The sequence below is a fragment of the Streptomyces sp. NPDC002690 genome, assembly GCF_053592415.1.
Genome location: NZ_JBSFVR010000013.1, coordinates 1 through 21,701, shown reverse-complemented (window position 1 = coordinate 21,701; position 21,701 = coordinate 1). Strand labels below are relative to the sequence as shown.

The window sequence follows — 21,701 nt, the reverse complement described above, 5'->3', positions numbered from 1 at the left end:
GAAGAGGCACTACGTCGGTGAGGGATGACGTGAGCGAGCACACCAACAACGCTGTAGTACTGCGGTACGGCGATGACGAGTACACCTACCCGGTGATCGACAGCACCGTCGGCGACAAGGGCTTCGACATCGGGAAGCTGCGGGCCAACACCGGCCTCGTGACGCTGGACAGCGGCTACGGCAACACGGCCGCCTATAAATCCGGCATCACCTACCTCGACGGTGAGCAGGGCATCCTCCGCTACCGCGGGTACCCGATCGAGCAGCTCGCCGAGAGCTCGACCTTCCTTGAGGTCGCGTACACGCTGATCAACGGTGAGCTTCCGAAGGTCGACGAGCTGTCGACCTTCAAGAACGAGATCACCCAGCACACCCTGCTGCACGAGGACGTCAAGCGGTTCTTCGACGGCTTCCCGCGTGACGCCCACCCGATGGCCATGCTGTCCTCGGTCGTCAGTGCGCTGTCCACCTTCTACCAGGACAGCCACAACCCGTTCGACGAGGAGCAGCGCCACCTCTCGACGATCCGCCTGCTGGCGAAGCTCCCGACGATCGCGGCGTACGCGTACAAGAAGTCGATCGGTCACCCGTTCGTCTACCCGCGCAACGACCTCGGCTACGTCGAGAACTTCCTGCGGATGACCTTCTCGGTCCCCGCCCAGGAGTACGAGCTGGACCCGGTCGTCGTCTCGGCGCTGGACAAGCTGCTCATCCTGCACGCGGACCACGAGCAGAACTGTTCGACCTCCACCGTGCGTCTGGTCGGCTCCTCGCAGGCGAACATGTTCGCCTCGATCTCCGCCGGCATCTCCGCCCTGTGGGGCCCGCTGCACGGCGGCGCCAACCAGTCCGTGCTGGAGATGCTGGAAGGCATCCAGGCCAACGGCGGCGACGTCGACTCCTTCATCCGCAAGGTGAAGAACAAGGAGGACGGCGTCCGCCTGATGGGCTTCGGCCACCGGGTGTACAAGTCCTTCGACCCGCGCGCCAAGATCATCAAGGCTGCCGCGCACGACGTCCTGTCGGCCCTCGGCAAGTCCGACGAGCTGCTCGACATCGCGCTCAAGCTGGAGGAGCACGCGCTCTCCGACGAGTACTTCGTCTCGCGCAACCTCTACCCCAACGTGGACTTCTACACCGGTCTCATCTACCGGGCCATGGGCTTCCCGACCGAGATGTTCACCGTGCTCTTCGCGCTCGGCCGCCTCCCGGGCTGGATCGCCCAGTGGCACGAGATGATCAAGGAGCCGGGATCGCGCATCGGCCGCCCGCGCCAGATCTACACGGGTGAGGTCCTCCGCGACTTCGTCCCGGTCGAGGGCCGCTGACGCACGCCGACGCACCTGGACCGGATCGCTCCGGGCGCCGGGTGAACCGGTACGGCGCGACGACCGCGTGAGCCACGTGGCGCCGTACCCGTAGGGCACTCGCCGTACGCGCCTCGTTGGCGCCGCTCGTAGGGTCCGTAGTACCCACTGCGGTGCGGTGCCCGGATCAAGTGAAGTACCCGTACCGCCAGGCCTTTTCGGCCGACTGCCTTCGCCCCGCGTACCGCGCCCGCACAGAGCGCGGTGTCCGGGGCGATTCGGCGTTCCGGGGGCGGGGTGGTACGGCCGAAGCGGCGGTACCGCGCGGTCGGGCCCACTCGTCCGCGAGCCGGCGCGGGAAAGCAGGAAGCGCCCCGCCGCCGATCCCCCCACGGGTCGACGGGCAGGGCGCTTCCCATGTCCCGGAGCGGATTCCCCCCACGGGATCCGGCCGGGCGTCTTCAGGGAGTCTGCACTCCCTTGTCCTGCTGCGGTCCGCCGGGGTACGTACGGGAGGGCCGCTCAAAGCTCCCCGGTGCACGTGCCCCGGCCAACGCCTTGCCATGAAGCGTCCCCCAAGACACTTCATCGGACGTCCCCCAAGACATCCTTGGCATCGCACTCTAAGACTCACGAACCCATTGAATGGTTACCCTCAAATCGATGTGATCTAGATCTCTTTGTGGAAATTACGTGAAGGAGCGCAGGCGCAGACTGTTCGTCACGACGAACACGGACGAGAACGCCATGGCGGCTCCCGCGATCATCGGGTTGAGCAGGCCGAACGCAGCAAGAGGCAGGGCCGCCACGTTGTACCCGAAGGCCCAGACGAGGTTGCCCCTGATGGTGGACAGCGTACGCCGCGAGAGCCGGATCGCGGCCCCTGTCACCTTGAGATCTCCACGGACCAATGTGAGATCGCTCGCCTCGATCGCCGCGTCCGTCCCCGTACCCATCGCCAGCCCCAGATCCGCGGTGGCGAGGGCGGCGGCGTCGTTCACGCCGTCGCCGACCATCGCGACCGCCCGGCCTTCCGCCTGGAGCCTTCGCACGATCTCCACTTTCTCCTGCGGCAGCACCTCGGCATAGACCTCGTCGATACCGACCGCCCGCGCCACGGACTCGGCCACGGCCCGGTTGTCACCGGTCAGCAGTACCGGGCGCAGGCCGAGCCGGCGCAGCTCGGCGACCGCCTCGGCGCTGCTCTCCTTCACGGTGTCCGCGACCTCCAGGACCGCGCGGGCCTCCCCGTCCCAGCCGACCACCACGGCCGTACCGCCGGTGGCCCCCGCGAACACCGACTCCAGCTCCGGCGGCAGCGCGATCCCGGCCTCCGCGAGGAGTGCCGGGCGGCCGACCAGGACCGCGTGGCCGTCCACGGTGCCGCGCACGCCGAGCCCTTCGACGTTACCGAAACCGCTGACGGGCGGCAGTGCGCCCAGGCGCTCGGCCGCCGCGGCGGCCACCGCGCGGGCGACCGGGTGCTCGGAGGCGTGTTCCAGCGCCCCGGCCAGCCGCAGCGTCTCGTCCTCGTCGGTGCCGGGGGCGGTGTGGACGGCCCGGAGCGCCATCCGGCCGGTGGTCACCGTGCCGGTCTTGTCGAGCACGATCGTGTCGATGCGACGGGTGGTCTCCAGCACCTCGGGGCCCTTGATGAGGATGCCGAGCTGCGCGCCGCGACCCGTACCGACCATGAGGGCGGTCGGAGTGGCCAGTCCCAGCGCGCAGGGGCACGCGATGATCAGTACGGCGACCGCGGCCGTGAACGCGGCCGTCACGTCGCCCGTCACGAGCAGCCAGGTCACCAGCGTGGCCACCGCGATCAGCAGCACGACCGGTACGAAGACCGCCGACACGCGGTCGGCGAGGCGCTGCGCCTCGGCCTTGCCGTTCTGGGCGTTCTCCACCAGCCGGGCCATCCGGGCGAGCTGGGTGTCGGCCCCGACCCGGGTCGCTTCCACCACGAGCCTGCCCGAGACGTTCACGGTGGCGCCGGTGACCATGGCCCCGGGGCCCACGTCGACCGGTAGGGACTCACCGGTGAGCATGGAGACGTCCACCGCGGACTCGCCCTCGGCCACCGTGCCGTCCGTGGCGATCTTCTCGCCGGGACGGACCACGAAGCGGTCGCCCACCGCGAGCCGGGCGACCGGGACGCGTACCTCCGTACCGTCGCTCTTGAGCACGGCCACGTCCCGCGCCCCGAGGTGCATCAGCGCCCGCAGCGCCGAACCCGCCTTCCGCTTGGACCGGGCCTCCAGGTAGCGGCCGAGCAGGATGAAGCTCACCACCCCGGCCGCGACCTCCAGATAGAGCGCCGAGGAGGCGTCGGCGCGGGAGGCCACCAGGTCGAAACCGTGCCGCATGCCCGGCATCCCGGCATCGCCGAAGAAGAGCGCCCACAGTGACCAGCCGAAGGCCGACAGCGTGCCCACCGAGACCAGCGTGTCCATGGTCGCGGCGCCGTGCCGGAGGTTGGTCCAGGTGGCGCGGTGGAACGGCAGCCCGCCCCAGACGACCACCGGGGCGGCGAGGGTCAGCGAGAGCCACTGCCAGTCGTCGAACTGGAGGGCCGGGACCATCGAGAGCAGGACCACCGGCACGGAGAGCAGCACCGAGACGATCAGGCGCTGCCGGAGCGCGGTGAGCGGTCCGTCGTCGCCCTCGGGTGCGCCCGGCTCGGCCCCGGAAGTCTTGCCGGGTATCGCGACGAGCTCCGGTTCCGGCGGCGGGGGCGGCGGGGTGGCGGTGTAGCCGGTCCGCTCGACGGTGGCGACGAGATCCGCGAGGTCCGTCCCGGGGCCGAAGGAGACGTGGGCCTTCTCGGTCGCGTAGTTGACCGAGGCCGTCACGCCGTCCATCCGATTCAGCTTCTTCTCGACACGTGCCGCGCACGAGGCGCAGGTCATGCCGCCGATCGTCAGCTCGGTCTCGGAGACTTCCGGGGCCGGGACCTCGGCTGTGGTGGTGCTGGCCATGTCCGAACTCCTCGGAGAAAGGCTTCGGGCCGTACTCCACCAGTATCTGCTGGCGGCATCCGGCCCGAAGGGTGAGAGGTGGGGCGCACCCGCCGACGTCTGCGGCGGTCCGGCGTTCCGTGTGGTGCCGGTCTGCACGGTCTGTGCGGTGCCCCGTGCGGTGTCGCTCCGCCGGCGTGGGGTGTCAGGCCCTGCCGACGTACTCGTAACCCGCCTCGTCGACGGCGGCGCGTACGGCTTCCTCGGTCAGCGGGGCGCGGGAGGAGACGGTCACCCGGCCGGTGGCGGCGACCGCCTTCACCTCGGTCACCCCGTCGACGGCGGAGAGCTCCTCGGTGACGGCGCCCTCGCAGTGGCCGCAGGTCATGCCCTTCACCTCGTACACCGCGGTGACCGAGTCGATCCGTACCTCGGCGGGCGCGCCGTGGTCGGCCCCGGACGAGCAGCAGGAGCGGGCGGCCTGAGGGGTCCCGGTCTCGGCGGTCATGGTCGTTCTCCTCTGATCGGATGCCGAAGAGCGTGGCCCGCGGCATCAGCCGGAGGACAAAAGCGCAACAAATCGGCACATTGAGCGTTGTATTGAGTGTTGTATGGGCGACTCGGGCCTGCCGGTGCGCGGCCGGACCGGACCGAGGCCTCGTTGCCTCACCTTCGAGACTATACCCCTAGGGGGTATCAAGGCGAGCGTCTCGCTCCGGTCGCCGGCGCCGCCCGCGCCCGCTCCCGGCGGGAGCGCAGGACGAGCGTCCGCAGCCACCACACCCCCACCAGGGTGGTCGCCACCGTGCCGCCCACCGAGAACAGGGTGAAGAGGTGCTGCTGCTGGTCGGTGGCGTCCTCCAGGTACCCCTGCGCCGACATCGCGTCCATCGTGCGGTCGTCGGTGACCCGGGCTACGAGCCAGACCGCGATGCCCCGCATGGAGTCCCACAGGGCGTGCAGGACGGCGACCCCGAGAAAGGTGCCGAGCACGGTCGGCGGAAAGCGGAACCGGCCGCCCGGCTCCCGGTGGACCAGCAGGACCCCGCCGGCGATCGCCGTCCACAGGCCGTGCCCGAAGGGGGAGAGCACTCCGCGCAGCACCTCGGTCTCCAGCAGGGCGCGCAGGTCGATGCCGTCCAGCGTGACCGCCGCGTTGAAGGCGTACCCGGCGCTCTCGAACGCCGCGAAACCGAATCCGACCGTGGCGCCCAGCACCAGGCCGGCCCTCCGCCCCCGGACGGCGTGGTGGCGCCGGAGCACGAGCATCAGGGCGCCCAGCTTCACCGCCTCCTCGATCAGGCCGACACCGAGGAACAACCAGACCGAGGTCCGGTGCAGCAGGTAGTACTCCAGGACCGAGGCCCCCAGTACCCCGAGGATCCCGCCGGCCAGGAACGAGCCCAGGATCAGGGCCGGCCCGAGATCCTCGCCGTGCCGCTCGTACGCCCACAGCACGAACACGGCCGGTACGAGAAAGCTGCCGAGCAGGATCAGCGTCGGCAGCAGAGTGGAGTTCTGGGTGAGGTACGTGGCTCCGGCGGCGAGCGCCCACGAGGCGATCCCGCCCCAGAGGCAGCGCCGCCACAGGCCGGGGCGCGGCCGGGGCGGGCCGGGTGGCGGGCCTGTCGGTGGGTCCGTCGGCGGGCCGGTCGGGGGACCGGGGGGCGGCGGGGAGTGCGAGGGTGGGGGTGGTGGGTCGGAGGAGGACCAGTTCACGCCGGCTCCAGGTGGAGGGCCTCCCGCCCGGCTTCCCGGGAAAGGGATCGGGGACCGGGAGGCGGTCGGGTGAGATCGGGGTGTATCGGGCGAATCCCGGGTGGATAGCCTGAATCCCTTACGGATCGGGTGGGATCGCCAAAGCCTATGGTCTGCGTGCGAGCCGGGACGTAAAGGGCGTGTCGTGGGCGCGTGGCTGTCGTTGGTGGGGCATGTCGTCGCACTGTTTGGGATGTTCCGGGGCATATGCCGAAGGGTGGTGTTCCCGGTGGTGTTCCCGCGCCGCCGTGTGTCGAGCCCTGCACCGAGCCCTGCACCGGGGTGCCCGGGGTGTCGTGCGGTCAGGCGGAATCCGGGGTGCGGGCGAGCCGGTTCGCCTCGTCGAGCAGGGGATTCAGGTAGCGGAACATCACCGTCTTCAGCTCGCGGGCGTACGCCTCCCGCTCCTCGCCCTCGTGCGTCAGGATCAGGTCGATTCCGGCCTTGAACAGCTGGAAGGTCATGATCCCGACGAGTCGTATCCGTGCGGCGGGGAGCTCCGGCAGGTAGCCCGCCAGGAGGGCTTCGACGCGGGTGAGCATCGCTTCGTGCACGACGTCGTGCTTCTCGGTGATGCGGCCGGGCACCTCTCCGCCGTGCATGAGGACGCAGAACGCCGGGTTCTCCGTGTTGAAGGCGATCAGCGGGTCGAGCACCGCGTCGAGCATGCTCTCCAGCGCGAGTTCGGTGTGGCTGAGCGTGATGGCTTCGCCGTACGTCTCCTGCCAGCGGTGCAGGAGGCGGTCGCCGAGCTCCACGGCGATCGCCTCCTTGTTGGGGAAGAACTGGTAGAGCGTGCCGGGCGAGACGCCGGCTTCGCGGGCGATCGCGTTGGTGCTGGCGGCGGTGTACCCCTGGGTGCGGAACACGTCGGCGGCGGCCGAGAGCAGCTGGGCGATCCGGGCCTCGCCGCGCGCCTGGCGGCGGCGGGGCGGCGGGGCACCGCCGTCCGGGTGCGTGTCCGGGTCCGCGGCGGGTGTCGGGCGTGCCGGGTGCGCGGGGGTGGCCGGAGAGGTCGGAGGGGCGGCAGGTGCCGTGCGGCCGGCCGTGTCGGCCCTGCCGCCGCGCACGCCTCCCCGTGCCGTCGGCTCCTGTGCCGCCGCGGTGGCGGCCTGCTCGGCTCCGGTCCCGGCTCCGGTCTCAGGCATGGCTCATCCCCAACCCTCAAGAGAGTGATTGACAAACGCGAGCTGGTGCTCGCATTCTTGAAAAACGCGAGCGAGCACTCGTGTTTGCCAGTCTACGTGGCAATGGCCGGTCCGTGCTGCCCCGCGCAGCCCGGGCCTGGTGGAGGGGACACCGCATCATGCCTGTAGCCAAGGGCCCGCAACGCCTCGGTGGCTGGACCCGTCTCGTGACGGCTCGGCCACGGCTCGCCCTGCTGGCGGCACTCGTGCTCACCGCGCTCGCGGTGTTCGCCGGGAGCGGTGTCGGCGACCGGATGGCCAGCGGCGGCTGGGAGGACCCGGCCGCCGAATCGACCTGGACGACGCGCGTGCTGGAGCGGGAGTTTCCCGCCTCCCAACCCAATGTCCTGCTGCTGATCGACAGCGGGGCCGCCTCGGTCGACGATCCGGCGGTGGCGGCGGAGGCCGCGCGCCTCACCGAACGCCTCGCCGCCGAGAAGGGGGTGACCGGAGTCGGTTCGTACTGGCAGAGCTCCGCACCCGCCCTGCGCGCCCGGGACGGACACGAAGCACTGATCGCCGCGCACATCACCGGCGAGGAGAAGGCGGCCGGAGAGACGCTCGACAGGATCGCCCCCCTCTTCGAAGGGGAGCACGGTCCGGTGGAGGTCTCGGTCGGCGGACCGATCGCCGTGCGGCACGAGATGCAGTCGATCATCCAGGAGGATCTGCTGAGGGCGGAGCTGTTCGCCCTGCCGGTCACCCTCGTCCTGCTGGTGATGGTCTTCGGCAGCGCGGTGGCGGCCCTGCTGCCCCTCGCCGTGGGCATCGTGGCGATCCTGGGGACCAACGCCGTGCTGCGCGGCATGACGGAGCTGACCGACGTCTCCGTGTTCGCCCAGAACCTCACGACCGCCCTCGGCCTCGGGCTCGCCGTCGACTACGCCCTGTTCATCGTGCGCCGGTTCCGTGAGGAGATGGCCGCCGGAGCGGACCCGCGCTCCGCGGTCGGCACCACACTCCGAACGGCGGGGCGCACCGTGCTCTTCTCCGCGCTCACGGTCGGGGTCTCGCTCTCGGCGATGCTCGTCTTCCCCCAGTACTTCCTGCGCTCCTTCGCCTACGCCGGAATCGCGGTGGTGCTCCTGGCGGCCGGGGCGGCCCTCATCCTGCTGCCTGCCGCACTGATGCTGCTCGGCCCCCGGGTCAACGCCCTGGACCTGCGGCGCGTGCTGGGCCGCCGGAGTGGTGCCCGGGCGGCGGAGCGCGTGACGGCCGACAAGGGCTGGGCCCGTCTCGCCGAGCTGGTGATGCACCGCGCCCCCCTCTTCGCCGTGGTCACCACGGCCGTGCTCATCCTGCTGGGACTGCCCTTCCTGGGCGTGAAGTTCGGTACGGCCGACGACAGACAGCTGCCCGCGAGCTCGACGTCCCGCGTGGTGCAGGACCACATCCGTGAGGGCTTCCCCGGGTCGCCGGGGGGCGGCCTCACTCTGCTCGCCCGAGGGCCTGCCACCCCCGCCCAGTACACCGCCCTCCGCGAGCGGATCACCGCCACGGAAGGAGTGGCGCGGGTCGACGGACCGGTGACGAAGGGCGACTCGGCCGCCTTCAGCGTGGTCCCCGAGGGTGAGGCGGTCGGGTCCGGAGCCCAGCGCCTCGTCCACGACCTCCGCGCGCTCGACGCGCCCGTCGAGACCTCGGTGACCGGGACGGCCGCCGTACTCGTCGACTCGAAGGGCGCCATCGCCGACCGGCTTCCCTGGGCCGTCGGCATCATCGTCGTGGTGACCCTGCTCCTGGTCTTCCTGCTCACCGGGAGCGTCCTGATCCCCGTCCAGGCCGTGGTGCTCAACACCCTCAGCCTGACGGCCATGTTCGGCGCGGTCGTGTGGGTCTTCCAGGACGGCCACCTCTCCGGCCCGCTCTCCTTCACCAGCACCGGTGACATCGAGACCACCCTGCCGGTGCTGATGTTCTGCGTCGCCTTCGGGCTCTCCATGGACTACGGCGTCTTCCTGCTCTCCCGCATCAAGGAGGAGTACGACCGGACCGACGACCACGAGGGCTCCATCGCCTTCGGGCTGCGTCACACCGGCGGACTCATCAGCGCCGCCGCCGTGATCCTGGCGGTGGTGATGGTCGCCATAGGGACCTCGCGGGTCACCAACACGAAGATGCTCGGACTCGGCATCGCGCTGGCCGTACTGATGGACGCCATGGTGGTGCGCAGTCTCCTGGTGCCTTCGGTCATGAAGGTGATGGGCCGGGTCACCTGGTGGGCCCCCGCCCCGCTGCGCGCTCTCCACCGGAGGTTCGGCTTCGACGAGGGACCGGCCGCCGCCCCGCCCGCGTACGCCCCGCCCGCGTACGCCGCGTCCGAGCGCGCCCCCGGGGGCGTCGCGTCCGTACCCGCTCAGGGTGTGGACGGCGGGGTCGGGCCGCGCGAGGCCCGCTTCCGATCCGGGCCGGAGTACCTCGATCACCAGAGGTAGTCGAGGTGCCCCGGGCCGGGCCGAGAGGGGGACACGGCCGGGTGGCGCACCGTACCGTCCCCACCGGGCGTCCCGCCGGGGCGCGGTGACGTGACGGAAGGGCAGGGCCATGCGGGCAGTGGTGTTCGAGGAGTTCGGTCAGGAAGCGAGGGTCCGGGAGGTGCCCGATCCGGCCCCGGCCCCGCAGGGGGTGGTGGTCCGGGTCGAGGCGACCGGGCTGTGCCGGAGCGACTGGCACGGCTGGATGGGGCACGACGAGGACATCACCCTCCCGCACGTCCCGGGCCACGAACTCGCCGGAGTGGTCGAGGCGGTCGGTACCGGAGTCGCCAACTGGCGCCCAGGCGACCGGGTCACCGTCCCGTTCATCTGCGCCTGCGGGCGGTGCGAAGCCTGCGCCGCGGGAGCGCAGCAGGTGTGCGAGCGACAGACCCAGCCGGGGTTCACCCACTGGGGCTCGTTCGCCGAGTACGTCGCGCTGGAGAACGCCGACGTCAACCTGGTGGCCGTGCCCGAGGAGCTCTCCTTCGGCACGGCGGCCGGTCTGGGGTGCCGGTTCGCCACGGCGTTCCGTGCGGTGGCCGGACAGGGCCGGGTCGCGCCGGGGGAGTGGGTGGCGGTGCACGGCTGCGGTGGGGTGGGGCTCTCGGCCGTGATGATCGCGGTGGCCGCCGGGGCCCGGGTGGTGGCCGTGGACGTCTCGGCCGCCGCGCTCGACCTGGCGAAGTCCTTCGGGGCGGCGGCGTGCGTGGACGCGTCGGCCCACCCGGAGGGCGCCGACGCCGTCGTCCGTGAACTCACGGGTGGCGGTGCCCACCTCTCGCTCGACGCACTCGGGTCGCCGGTGACCTGCGCCGCCTCCATACGGAGCCTGCGCCGACGTGGACGCCATGTGCAGGTCGGGCTGCTGCCCCCGGCGGCCGGGGACCCGGTCGTCCCGATGTCCCGCGTGATCGCACTGGAACTGGAGATCCTCGGCAGCCACGGAATGGCCGCCCACGCATACCCGCCGATGATGGACATGGTTCGGGCCGGGACGCTCCGCCCCGACCTCCTGGTCACCTCCGCCATCGGCCTGGCCGAAGCCCCCGCGGCGCTCGCCGCGATGGGCGGAGCCCCGGGCGCGGGGGTGACGATCATCGAACCGGGGCGTCCACGCGCCGAGTAGCCGCGCGCCGAGTGGCCGCGCGCCGAGTGGCCGCGCGCCGAGTGGCCTGGGTGCCGAGTGGGCCGCACGTCGCGTAGCCGCGCCACGGGGTGGCTGTGCGACGGCGTGGCTGCGGGGACGGGTCGTCCGACCGATGAGTCGGCGTGGGCGGTCACCCGGCTGGGCCCGCCCGGTCGGCCCCGCCCGCACCTCGCGCGCGGCCCGCCCGGACGGCTCAGGCCGCACGATGCGTGCAGGTTACGTGGCTCGCTCAGGCCGCACGATTTGCTCAGGTCGTCCGGCTCGCGAGTGTGCGGCTCCGGTTGCCGGGGCGGCGGGCGACCCAGTGGCGGACGGTGTCCGGGTACCAGTAGGGCCGACCGTCCCGCACCTGGTCGGGGTCGGGCAGGAAGCCGCTTTTGCGGTACGAGCGCACGGTGTCCGGCAGGACCCGGATGTGCGCGGCGATGTCCTTGTAGGACCAGAGCGTGCTGTCCGTCATCGAGTGTCGCCTCTCTGCGCGTCGCCGCACCGAGGTGGCGGTTCACGCCTGAAGGGCGCCTCGGTGCGGCAGTTGACGATCAGTCAGTGGTGACCTGTCGAACGATCGGGAGAGCCCGCTGCCGAGGGTTGTCGCGCACCTGTGACGCAGGTCGTACACAACCGGTACATGTACGACGAAGACGGGCGGTTGTTGCGGGCGGCCCGTTGCCCGCGCCTGTGGCCCGTAGCCCGTAGCCGGCCCGCGCCCGGCCCTGCGCCCGGCCCCGCGCCCGGGGCGCGTCAGGATTCGGGCAGCCCCACGGCGTGGATGAACGCCTCGGCGAAGGCGTCGCACATCTCCTCGACTGAGGGGATCTCCAGGCCAGGGACGAGTTCCAGGGCCGGCCGGAGCAGCAGGTGCATGAGCAGCGGGTTCGACATCTGGTGGATGAGTGCGATGAGCGGCAGGTCGCGGATGCGGCCCGCCGCGACCTCCGCGGCCAGCCACTCGCCGATGCTCGAATAGAGGCGCGGGACCATGTGGCGCGCGAGGGCTTGTGAGGCGTCGTCCCCGGGGCGGGCCAGGACCTCGGCGAGGATCGCGGGCAGTACCCGGGGCTCCAGCCCGACGACATCGGTGAGGTGTGCGTAGATCCTGCGGACCGTGCTCCGCAGGTCGCCGGGGCGGGTGGCCAGAACCTCTTCGATGTTCACGAACGGGCCGTACCGCTCGAAGATGGCCTGCATCATCCCGTCCCGGCCGCCGAACGCGGCGTAGAGGCTGTGGACCGAGCATTCGGCCGCCGCGGCGACGCGTTCGAGCGAGAGCGCGGCCAACCCGTCCTTGCTGATGAGGGCGGCTCCCGCTTCCACGGCGCGCTCGCGCACGGGTTTGTGGCCGCCGGGGTCGACGCCGGCGGCCCGGACCGCTTCGTCGAGGGCGTGCCGGGCGCCGCCGAGGCGGCGCAGCAGGGTGCTGCGGGAGATGCCGGCCTCCTGTGCGATGGCCTGCATCGACACGTCGGCGACGGCCGTCCCGCGCGTCCGCGACGCCCGGAGGGCCGCTTCGACCAGGTCGGACGGCACCTGGGCCGTGGGCTGAGACTCTTCGTTTGACACACGCATCAATGTACCTTGTATCCTTGTATCAAGACCTTGGGTGAGGGTGAGGCGGGGCTCCTGCATCCTCACCCCCATCCACAGCCCATCCGCATCACTTCCGCTGCCCCGCGATCGGGGCGTACGTCCGGCGACGGCTCCAGCGGTGACGCGTTCGTCTTCCCGCCCCCATTTCAGCCTGCCGCCGTCCCTGCTGCTCCCTGTCTCTTCCCTGCCGCCCCCGCTGCCTCTCTGATCCCTGCCGCGCACGTCACGACGGCCTGCCAGGCGTCCACCCACCGGCCAACCGCGAGGAAATCCGCCATGACCCAGCAAATCACCCCGCCCGCACCCGCAGGGCAGGCGCGCAAGCTCCTGGCCGTCGTCGTGGGCCTGGCCGCCGTCGTGATCCTCATGCTCTGCGCCTTCGCCCTGCCCTCGGTGAACAGCGGTCCCCACGAACTCCCCGTGGGGGTCACCGGGTCCGCGCAGGCGACCAAGGCCGTCACCGGCGCCCTCTCCGGCGACGAGTGGAACGTCACCACCTACGACGACGAGGCGGCCCTCAAGTCGGCGATGGAGAACCGCGACGTCATGGGCGGCGTAGCCCTGACCCCGGGGCACGTCACCGTCTACACCGCCACCGCCGGAGGGTCGCAGCCCACCGCGGCCGTGACCGCCATGGGTAACGGGATCGCGCAACAGCAGCAGGCCGAGGTCACCGTCACGGACCTCAAGCCGTTCCCCGCCGACGACCCGAAGGGCGCCGGCTTCGCCGCCGCGGCCTTCCCCATGATCTTCGGCGGGATGATTCCAGCCGTGCTCCTGACCCGCCTCTTCCCGGGCCACTCCGGACTCCGCCGCCGCCTCGCCGGAGGCGTCGGGTTCGCCCTGTTGGCCGGGTTCGCGGTCACCGCCTTCCTCCAGTTCGGCACCGGCTCCCTCGGCGGCGGCTACCTGATCAGCAGCCTCGGGATGTCCCTGGGCCTGGCGGCCCTGGTGATGACCCTCCTCGGCCTCGAAGCGCTGATGGGCATGGCCGGGTTCGGCCTCGGAGCCGCCGTGGTCATGCTCCTCGGCAACCCGCTCTCCGGACTCGCCAGCGGACCCCACTGGCTGCCCGACGGCTGGGCCACCCTCGGCCAGATCCTCCCGCCGGGGGCCTCCGGGAGCCTGCTGCGCGCCAACGCGTTCTTCGACGGCACCGGTGCCGGTACACCCGCTCTCGTGCTGGGTTGCTGGGTCGTGTTCGGCCTCGCCCTGATGCTGGTCGCGGACCGTCGCGGCCCCAAGGCCCCGGTCGTCGTGCCGGAGCAGCAGGCGCAGCTCGTATGAGGTGAGCGGCCGGCCCGGTCGTACGGCGAGGCGGGGGTGGAGTGCGGAGACACCGCGCCCCACCCCCGCCTCGTCCGGTCACAGCGTCACGGCGCGGGCGGCGGGGTGCCGCAGGAGCGGAGGTAGGCGCGGGTGCGGCGGGCGATCGGCAGCGGGGCGTCGGGGGCGCAGGGGTACATGTCCTGCTCGACGATCGCGAAGAGGTCGGTGCCGAGCGCCCGCGCCGCTTCGAGTACCGGTTCCAGGGCCGGGACCCCGCTGGGCGGTTCGCACATCACACCCCGGGCGACGGCCGGCCCGAAGGGCAGCTCCTCGGCAACTACCTTCGCCAGCACCTCGGGGTCGACCTGCTTCAGGTGGAGGTAGCCGATCCGCTCCCCGTACGTCCGCAGCAGTTCGACGCTGTCCCCGCCGCAGTAGGCGTAGTGCCCCGTGTCCAGGCAGAGGGAGACGAGGTCGGGATCGGTGGCGTCGAGGAACCGGTTGACGTTCTCCTCGTTGTCGATGTGGGTGTCGGCGTGCGGGTGGACGACGATCCGCAGCCCGTACCGCTCCCGCACCTCCCGGCCGAGCCGCTCGGTCTGGGTGGTGAGGTCGCGCCACTGCGCGGGGGTGAGGGTGCGGTCCTCCAGCACTTCGCCGGTCTTGTCGTCGCGCCAGAACGACGGGATGACGACGAGGTGTTCGGCGCCCATCGCCCGGGTGAGTTCCGCGATCCGGGCGACGTGTTCCCAGGTCCGTTCCCAGACCTCCGACCCGTGGTGCAGCCCCGTGAACACGGTTCCCGCGGAGACCGAGAGTCCTCTGCCGCGGGTCTCGTCGGCGAGCCGGGCGGGATCCGTGGGCAGATAACCGTACGGGCCCAGCTCGATCCACTCGTATCCGGCCGCCGCGACCTCGTCCAGGAAGCGCTGCCAGGGCACCTGCTGCGGATCGTCCGGGAACCAGACGCCCCAGGAGTCGGGCGCCGAGCCGATACGGATGCGGGAGGGGGTGGGTGCGGAACGGGTCATATCGGCCACCCTCGGCCCCTCTCCCGGTGGAGTCAAGGGCGCGTCCGCATGTCCCGGCCAAATGTTGACGGTGTTTCGGGGTAGGGCTGTCCCGTGCTCCGTGGGTCGTGGTCCGGGTCCTGGCTCGTGGTCCGTTGCTCGTGCTCCGTGGCGCCAGGGCGCGCCCCGAGCGGTCCCTCGTCCAGGGCCCCGGACACTCGGTCCCGCACTCCGGCGGGCAGGGAGAAGGGACACGTATGCGTCAGCCGTACGACCTGATCACCATGGGACGCATCGGGGTGGACATCTACCCGCTGCGGACGGGGGCGTCCCTCGCACAGGTCGACACCTTCGCCAAGTTCCTCGGGGGTTCGCCGTCCAACGTGGCGGTGGCCGGCGCCCGGCTCGGGCTCCGGACCGCCGTCGTCACCCGCACCGGACGGGACCCCTTCGGTGGGTATCTGCGTGAACAGCTGCGGGAGTTCGGGGTCGACGACCGGTGGGTGAGCGAGGTCGCCGCGTACCCGACCCCGGTCACCTTCTGCGAACTGTTCCCGCCCGACGACTTCCCGCTCTACTTCTACCGTCTGCCCAAGGCGCCCGATCTGGAGATCCACGAGCACGAACTCGACCTGGCCGCCGTGCGGGCCGCCCGGATCTTCTGGGTCACCGGCACCGGCCTGAGCGCCGAACCCAGCAGGACCGCGACCCTCGCCGCCCTCGACGCCCGTACGGGCGGCCCCCGTACGGGCGCGGTGCCGGGCGCACCGGAGCGGCGGCCGGTCACCGTGTTCGACCTCGACTGGCGGCCGATGTTCTGGGAGGGCGGTGACACCGACCCCGAGGCTCCCCGCCGCTACCGGGAAGCCCTCGCGCTCGCCACCGTCGCCGTCGGGAACCTGGAGGAGTGCGCCGTCGCGACCGGGGAACGCGAGCCGTACGCCGCCGCCCGCGCCCTGCTCGACGCCGGAGTCGAACTCGCCGTCGTCAAACAGGGGCCCAAGGGGGTGCTCGCCGTCCACCGTGACGGTACGGTCGCCGAAGTGCCCCCGCTCCCCGTGCGGGTCGTCAACGGACTCGGCGCGGGGGACGCGTTCGGCGGGGCGCTCTGCCACGGGCTGCTCGCCGGATGGGAGACCGAACGCGTGATGCGGTACGCCAACGCGGCCGGGGCCATCGTCGCCTCCCGCCTCGCCTGCTCGTCCGCGATGCCCTTCCCGGCCGAGGTGGAACACGCCCTCGCCCTCGGAGCGGTCCCGGAAGGACTGGAACCCGGGCTGCCGCACGGGCCGGACGGACCGGACCGACCGGACGGACCGGACCGGCCAGGCCCCGGGCTCGCGTCCCCGAACGTCCCAACCGCTGCCACCGCCGCCACCGCCACCACTGCCCCCACCGACACCACCGCCCCCACCGACACCACCGGGGCCGACGCGTGAGCCCCGCCGCCTCCTCGCTCGCCGACCTCGTGACACTGCGCGCCGAGCACCCGGAGGCCATCGAGGAGGCCGCCGCCCGCAGGCGCCGCAGGTCCCTCGTCCGCCCCGGCGAGCAGCTGCTCATCCTCGCCGCCGACCACCCCGCGCGCGGCGCGCTCGCCGTCGGCGGCCGGGCTCTCGCGATGGCGCACCGTTTCGAACTCATCGAACGGCTCTGCCTCGCCCTCTCCCGCCCCGGCGTCGACGGAGTGCTCGCCACCGCGGACATCGTGGACGACCTGCTGCTCCTCGGCGCCCTGGAGGACAAGGTCGTCATGGGCTCGCTGAACAGGGGCGGCCTCGCGGGGGCCGCCTTCGAACTGGACGACCGCTTCACCGGATTCCGCCCCATCGACCTGGCCAGACGCGGCTTCGACGCGGGCAAACTGCTGCTGCGCATCGACCACGAGGACCCGGGTTCCCTCGACACCCTGCACACAGCCGCCCGCACCATCGATTCGATGGCCGCCCACCGGCTGCCCGTGTTCGTGGAGCCCTTCCTCTGCCACCGGGAGGACGGCCGGCTCCGTACGGACCTCAGCATCCCGGCCGTCACCACCGCCATCGCCGTCGCCTCCGGTCTCGCCGGATCGTCCGCGTACACCTGGCTGAAAGTCCCGGTCACCGAGCGCCCCGCCGACATGGCCCGGGTGATGGAGACCTCAACCCTGCCCGCCGTACTGCTCGGCGGCGAGGTCGGCGACGACCTGGACGGCGCGTACGAGCGGTGGCGCGGCGCCCTGGGGCTGCCGACCGTGCGCGGGCTGGTCGTGGGCCGGGCGCTGCTCTACCCGCCGGACGGGGACGTCGCACGGGCCGTCGACACGGCGGCCGGACTGCTCCGGCGCACCGCCGGACCGGACGGCCCGCGCCGGACGGCGCCACCGGGGTCCGGCGCGGGTAGGGACACTCCATGACGACGTACGACGCCCCCTCGTCCCGCACCGGGTCCCCGCCCCGCCACCTGCACCTGAGGGGCGGCCCCGAGGACGCCCCGTACGCCCTGGACATCGGTCCCGAGCGGGCGCGATGGGAGCGTTCGAGCCTCCGGGTGCTCGACCTGCCGCCGGGCGGAGTTCACACACTCGTCACCGGGGGGAGTGAATGGATCGTTCTGCCGTTGACCGGCGGCTGTACGGTGCATACGGCAGGTGACATCTTTGAACTCACCGGCCGTGAAAGCGTGTTCAGCGGGGTGGCCGACTTCGCGTACCTACCGCGCGATGCCACCGCACAGATCTCCTCCGACGCGGGGGGCCGCTTCGCCCTGGCAGGAGCGAAGTGCGAGCGACAGCTCCCCGCTCGCTACGGTCCCGCGTCGGAGGTACCTGTCGAACTGCGCGGCTCCGGCACCTGCGCCCGGCAGGTCAACAACTTCGCCGCCGCCGACACCTTCGCCTGCGACCGGCTCATCGCCGTCGAAGTCCTCACCCCGGCGGGCAACTGGTCCTCCTACCCGCCGCACAAGCACGACGAGGCCGAGCCCGGCGTGGAGTCCGTGCTGGAGGAGATCTACTACTTCGAACTGGAGCGAGGCGGCCCCGGCTACCACCGTGTCTCCCCGTCCCGCCCCGGCGGCGCGGACGTGCTCGCCGAGGTGCACGGCGGCGACGCGGTCCTCGTCCCCGACGGCTGGCACGGCCCCTCCATCGCACCGCCCGAAGGTGCCCTCTACTACCTCAACGTGATGGCCGGACCGGGCGAGGAACGCGCCTGGCTGATCCGCGACCACCCCGACCACGCCTGGATCAGGGACACCTGGGACGCCCGCCAGGCCGATCCCCGGCTCCCGCTGTACGCCGCCCCGGAGGACCGCAGGTGACCGTCCGTCTGACCACCGCGCAAGCCCTGATCGCCTTCCTCGCCCGGCAGTACACCGAACGGGACGGACACCGGCAGCGGCTGATCGCCGCCACCTGGGGCATCTTCGGCCATGGCAACGTCGCCGGTATCGGCCAGGCACTGCTGGAATCCGGGAGTTCCGGGAGGTCCGGGAGCCCCGACGCCTCCGGGGCGTCCCGTGCGCCCCTCATGCCCTTCCTCCAGGGCCGCAACGAACAGGCCATGGTGCACGCGGCGGTCGGCTACGCCCGGCAGTCCGGCCGGCTCTCCGCGCACGCCGTCACCACCTCCATCGGCCCCGGCGCCACCAACCTCGTCACCGGCGCCGCACTCGCCACCGTCAACCACCTGCCCGTCCTGCTCCTCCCGGGTGACACCTTCGCCACCCGGCCCGCCGACCCGGTGCTCCAGCAGCTCGAAGTGCCGTACGCCGGAGACGTGTCGGTCAACGACTGCCTGCGCCCGGTCTCCCGCTACTTCGACCGGATCACCCGCCCCGAAGCGCTGATCCCCGCCGCCCTCCAGGCCGTACGCACCCTCACCGACCCGGTCTCCACCGGGGCGGTCACCCTCGCGCTGCCGCAGGACGTGCAGGCCGAGGCGTACGACTGGCCCGAGGAGTTCCTCGCCGAGCGGGTCTGGCACGTGCGTCGGCCCGCCCCCGACCCGTACGAACTCGACGAAGCCGTCCGGGCGGTGCGCGCGGCCCGCCGGCCTCTCCTCGTCGCGGGCGGCGGGGTGCGGCACAGCGCCGCCGAAGAGGCCCTCTCCGCGTTCGCCACCGCCACCGGCATCCCCGTCGCCACCACCCAGGCGGGCAAGGGAACCCTGCGCCACGACCACCCGCAGGACATCGGCGGCATCGGCCACACCGGCACCGCCACCGCCGAGGAACTGGCCCGCGCGGCCGACCTGGTGATCGGCGTCGGCACCCGCTGGACCGACTTCACCACCGCCTCCGCCACCCTCTTCCCCGACCCGGCGACCCGGTTCGTCAACCTCAACGTCACCGGGTCCGACGCTCACAAGCAGGCCGCCCTCCCGCTCGTCGCGGACGCCCGTACCGGCCTCGAAGCGCTCACCGCCGCGCTGCGCGCCCACGGCCACCGGGTCGACCCCGGCCACAGAAGCGCGTACACGGCGGCGAAGGCCCGCTGGGAGGACGGGGTGGACGCGGCCTTCGCCACCCCCGACCCCGACGCGGCACCCACCCAGACCCAGGTCCTCGGCCTGCTCGACGCCCTCGTCACCGAGGACGACGTCCTGATCAACGCGGCCGGCTCGCTCCCCGGCGACCTGCACCGGCTGTGGCGGGCACGTTCGCCCCGGCAGTACCACGTCGAATACGGCTACTCCTGCATGGGATACGAGATCCCGGCGGCCATCGGCGTCCAGCTCGCCGCCCCCGGCCGGCCGGTCTGGGCCCTCGTCGGCGACGGTACGTACCTGATGAACCCGACCGAGATCGTCACGGCCGTCCAGGAACGGCTGCCGGTCAAGCTCGTGGTGCTCGACAACCACGGGTACGCCTCCATCGGCGGGCTCTCGCAGGAGGTCGGCGGCGAGCGCTTCGGCACCGACTACCGCCACCGGGACGCCACCGGCGCGTACACCGGCGACCCGCTCCCGCTGGACCTCGCCGCCAACGCCGCCTCCCTCGGCATGCGGGCCCTGCGCGCCCGTACCGTGGGCGAACTCCGCGCGGCCCTCGCCCAGGCGCGGGCCGCCGACCACCCCGTCTGCGTCCACGTCACGCTCGCCACCCCGCCCGGCCGCTCCGGGGACCGGACACCCGGTGGGGTGGCGGGTCCCCCTGCGGTTGAGGCGTGGTGGGATGTGCCCGTGGCCGAGACGGCCACCCGCCCGGCGGCCGTGGAGGCCCGTGAGGTGTACGACCGCCGGCGGGCGACCCGGCGCCGTCGTCTCTGAATTACGGGAAGCCTCCTCCGAAGTCCGAGGAACCTCCTCCGAAGTCCGAGGAGCCTTCCCCGAAGTCCGAGGAGCCTCCTCCGAAGTCCGAGCAGTCCCCGAGAAACCCGAGAAGTTTGAAGGAGATCGTCATGACCAGGACCGTCCCTCACTGGATCGGTGGCAAGACCGTCGAGGGCACGTCGGGCGAGTTCGGCCCGGTCACCGACCCCGCGACCGGAGCCGTCACCACCCGCGTCGCCCTCGCCTCCGCCGAAGAGGTGGACGCCGCGGTCAGCGCGGCCAAGGCCGCCTTCGCGACCTGGGGCCTCTCCTCTCTCTCGGCCCGTACCTCCGTCCTGTTCCGCTACCGCGCCCTGCTCGACGCCCACCGCGACGAGCTCGCCGCCCTCATCACCGCCGAGCACGGCAAGGTGCACTCCGACGCGCTCGGCGAGGTGGCCCGGGGGCTGGAGATCGTAGAGCTGGCCTGCGGGATCACCACCCAGCTCAAGGGCGAGCTGTCCACCCAGGTGTCCGGCGGGGTGGACGTCGCCTCCATCCGCCAGCCGCTGGGCGTCGTCGCGGGGATCACCCCGTTCAACTTCCCGGCCATGGTGCCGATGTGGATGTTCCCGCTCGCCGTCGCCTGCGGCAACACCTTCGTCCTCAAGCCCAGCGAGAAGGACCCGTCCGCCTCGGTGCTGCTGGCCGAACTGGCCGCCGAGGCCGGGTTGCCGGACGGTGTGCTGAACGTCGTGCACGGCGACAGGGTCGCGGTCGAGGCGCTGCTTTCCCACCCGGACGTGGCCGCCGTCTCCTTCGTCGGCTCCACTCCGATCGCCCGCCACATCCACGCCACCGCGTCGGCCAACGGCAAGCGCGTACAGGCGCTCGGCGGCGCGAAGAACCACATGCTGGTGCTGCCCGACGCCGACCTGGACGCCGCGGCCGACGCGGCGGTCTCGGCCGCGTACGGCTCCGCGGGCGAGCGCTGCATGGCGATCTCGGCGGTCGTCGCGGTCGGCTCGATCGGGGACGAGCTGGTCGCCCGCATCAAGGACCGCGCGCAGAAGATCAAGATCGGCCCCGGCACGGACCCCGACTCCGAGATGGGCCCGCTGATCACCGCCGCCCACCGCGACAAGGTCGCCTCCTACGTCACCGGCGCCGCCGCGCAGGGTGCCGAGGTCGTCCTCGACGGGACCGGCCACACCGTCGAGGGTTTCGAGGGCGGCCACTGGATCGGCATCTCGCTGCTGGACCGCGTCTCCACCGACTCCGACGCCTACCGCGACGAGATCTTCGGTCCGGTGCTCGTCGTGCTGCGCGCCGACACGTACGAGGAGGGCGTCGCCCTCATGAACGCCTCCCCGTACGGCAACGGAACCGCGATCTTCACCCGCGACGGCGGCGTCGCACGCCGCTTCCAGCTGGAGATCCAGGCCGGCATGGTCGGTGTGAACGTACCGATCCCGGTCCCGGTCGGGTACCACTCCTTCGGCGGCTGGAAGGACTCCCTCTTCGGCGACCACCACGTCTACGGCAACGACGGGGTGCACTTCTACACCCGCGGCAAGGTCGTCACCACCCGCTGGCCGGACCCGGCCGACGCCCCGTCCGGCGTCGACCTGGGCTTCCCGCGCAACCATTGACGCCGAACGGCGCGGCGCCCCGCGGCTGGATTGCCGCGGGTCCGGAGGGCTTTTCCATGCCCACCAGAACCCCGAGGAGACACGTGAAGCTCGTCACCAGAACCCAGCTCGGATGGCCC

Annotated in this window: 16 protein-coding genes; 9 read left to right on the top strand and 7 right to left on the bottom strand. The window is 72.0% G+C overall.

What is annotated here, in order from left to right; all coding sequences use genetic code 11:
- Positions 1 to 29: 29 nt before the first annotated feature.
- A complete protein-coding gene (locus ACWD3D_RS03535) occupies positions 30 to 1,328 on the top strand; it encodes a citrate synthase (protein ID WP_327175894.1) in 1,299 nt (432 codons plus the stop codon).
- Between the two features lie 668 nt (positions 1,329 to 1,996).
- On the opposite strand, the gene ACWD3D_RS03530 is transcribed toward ACWD3D_RS03535, so the two are convergent.
- From ACWD3D_RS03530 to ACWD3D_RS03515, 4 genes are all read right to left on the bottom strand, one after another.
- Positions 1,997 to 4,285, bottom strand: coding sequence for a heavy metal translocating P-type ATPase (locus ACWD3D_RS03530; RefSeq protein WP_451459258.1), 2,289 nt, complete (start codon positions 4,283 to 4,285; stop codon positions 1,997 to 1,999).
- Positions 4,286 to 4,469: 184 nt separating this feature from the next.
- Positions 4,470 to 4,772, bottom strand: coding sequence for a heavy-metal-associated domain-containing protein (locus ACWD3D_RS03525; RefSeq protein ID WP_451459257.1), 303 nt, complete (start codon positions 4,770 to 4,772; stop codon positions 4,470 to 4,472).
- Positions 4,773 to 4,960: 188 nt separating this feature from the next.
- On the bottom strand, positions 4,961 to 5,983 hold the full coding sequence (locus ACWD3D_RS03520) for a PrsW family intramembrane metalloprotease (protein ID WP_451459256.1): 1,023 nt from the start codon (positions 5,981 to 5,983) through the stop codon (positions 4,961 to 4,963).
- A gap of 341 nt (positions 5,984 to 6,324) precedes the next feature.
- Positions 6,325 to 7,170 (bottom strand): TetR family transcriptional regulator, encoded by an 846-nt coding sequence (locus tag ACWD3D_RS03515; protein WP_451459255.1) that lies wholly within the window; start codon positions 7,168 to 7,170, stop codon positions 6,325 to 6,327.
- Positions 7,171 to 7,328: 158 nt separating this feature from the next.
- Between ACWD3D_RS03515 and ACWD3D_RS03510 the strand changes: the two genes are divergently transcribed.
- Both ACWD3D_RS03510 and ACWD3D_RS03505 read left to right on the top strand, forming a co-directional pair.
- Positions 7,329 to 9,644 carry an MMPL family transporter gene (locus ACWD3D_RS03510; protein WP_451459254.1) on the top strand — a complete coding sequence of 772 codons (2,316 nt, stop codon included), beginning with the start codon at positions 7,329 to 7,331 and terminating at the stop codon, positions 9,642 to 9,644.
- Between the two features lie 109 nt (positions 9,645 to 9,753).
- Positions 9,754 to 10,812, top strand: a complete 1,059-nt coding sequence (locus ACWD3D_RS03505) for a zinc-dependent alcohol dehydrogenase family protein (protein ID WP_451459253.1) — start codon at positions 9,754 to 9,756, stop codon at positions 10,810 to 10,812.
- A gap of 268 nt (positions 10,813 to 11,080) precedes the next feature.
- On the opposite strand, the gene ACWD3D_RS03500 is transcribed toward ACWD3D_RS03505, so the two are convergent.
- Both ACWD3D_RS03500 and ACWD3D_RS03495 read right to left on the bottom strand, forming a co-directional pair.
- On the bottom strand, positions 11,081 to 11,293 hold the full coding sequence (locus ACWD3D_RS03500) for a MarR family transcriptional regulator (RefSeq protein ID WP_451459252.1): 213 nt from the start codon (positions 11,291 to 11,293) through the stop codon (positions 11,081 to 11,083).
- A gap of 281 nt (positions 11,294 to 11,574) precedes the next feature.
- Positions 11,575 to 12,393 (bottom strand): TetR/AcrR family transcriptional regulator, encoded by an 819-nt coding sequence (locus ACWD3D_RS03495; RefSeq protein WP_451459251.1) that lies wholly within the window; start codon positions 12,391 to 12,393, stop codon positions 11,575 to 11,577.
- Between the two features lie 303 nt (positions 12,394 to 12,696).
- On the opposite strand from ACWD3D_RS03495, the gene ACWD3D_RS03490 reads away from it, so the two are divergent.
- Positions 12,697 to 13,707, top strand: coding sequence for a hypothetical protein (locus ACWD3D_RS03490; protein ID WP_451459250.1), 1,011 nt, complete (start codon positions 12,697 to 12,699; stop codon positions 13,705 to 13,707).
- Positions 13,708 to 13,793: 86 nt separating this feature from the next.
- Here ACWD3D_RS03490 and ACWD3D_RS03485 read toward each other — a convergent pair whose 3' ends face one another.
- Positions 13,794 to 14,720 carry a sugar phosphate isomerase/epimerase family protein gene (locus ACWD3D_RS03485; RefSeq protein ID WP_451459249.1) on the bottom strand — a complete coding sequence of 309 codons (927 nt, stop codon included), beginning with the start codon at positions 14,718 to 14,720 and terminating at the stop codon, positions 13,794 to 13,796.
- A 236-nt stretch (positions 14,721 to 14,956) separates the two neighbouring features.
- On the opposite strand from ACWD3D_RS03485, the gene iolC reads away from it, so the two are divergent.
- The 5 genes from iolC to ACWD3D_RS03460 all read left to right on the top strand — a co-directional run bounded on the left by iolC (position 14,957) and on the right by ACWD3D_RS03460 (position 21,582).
- Complete coding sequence (iolC, locus tag ACWD3D_RS03480; protein WP_451459248.1) at positions 14,957 to 16,138, top strand: 5-dehydro-2-deoxygluconokinase; 1,182 nt, start codon at positions 14,957 to 14,959, stop codon at positions 16,136 to 16,138.
- A complete protein-coding gene (locus tag ACWD3D_RS03475; protein ID WP_451459247.1) occupies positions 16,135 to 17,094 on the top strand; it encodes a Cgl0159 family (beta/alpha)8-fold protein in 960 nt (319 codons plus the stop codon). Before iolC ends, ACWD3D_RS03475 begins: the two co-directional genes overlap by 4 nt.
- Positions 17,091 to 17,999: a 5-deoxy-glucuronate isomerase gene (gene iolB / locus ACWD3D_RS03470; RefSeq protein ID WP_451459246.1), complete on the top strand. Its 909-nt coding sequence runs from the start codon at positions 17,091 to 17,093 to the stop codon at positions 17,997 to 17,999. The genes ACWD3D_RS03475 and iolB overlap by 4 nt, the downstream gene beginning before the upstream one ends.
- Positions 17,996 to 19,948, top strand: coding sequence for a 3D-(3,5/4)-trihydroxycyclohexane-1,2-dione acylhydrolase (decyclizing) (gene iolD / locus ACWD3D_RS03465; RefSeq protein ID WP_451459245.1), 1,953 nt, complete (start codon positions 17,996 to 17,998; stop codon positions 19,946 to 19,948). The genes iolB and iolD overlap by 4 nt, the downstream gene beginning before the upstream one ends.
- A gap of 131 nt (positions 19,949 to 20,079) precedes the next feature.
- Positions 20,080 to 21,582, top strand: coding sequence for a CoA-acylating methylmalonate-semialdehyde dehydrogenase (locus tag ACWD3D_RS03460; protein WP_451459244.1), 1,503 nt, complete (start codon positions 20,080 to 20,082; stop codon positions 21,580 to 21,582).
- Positions 21,583 to 21,701: the final 119 nt, after the last annotated feature.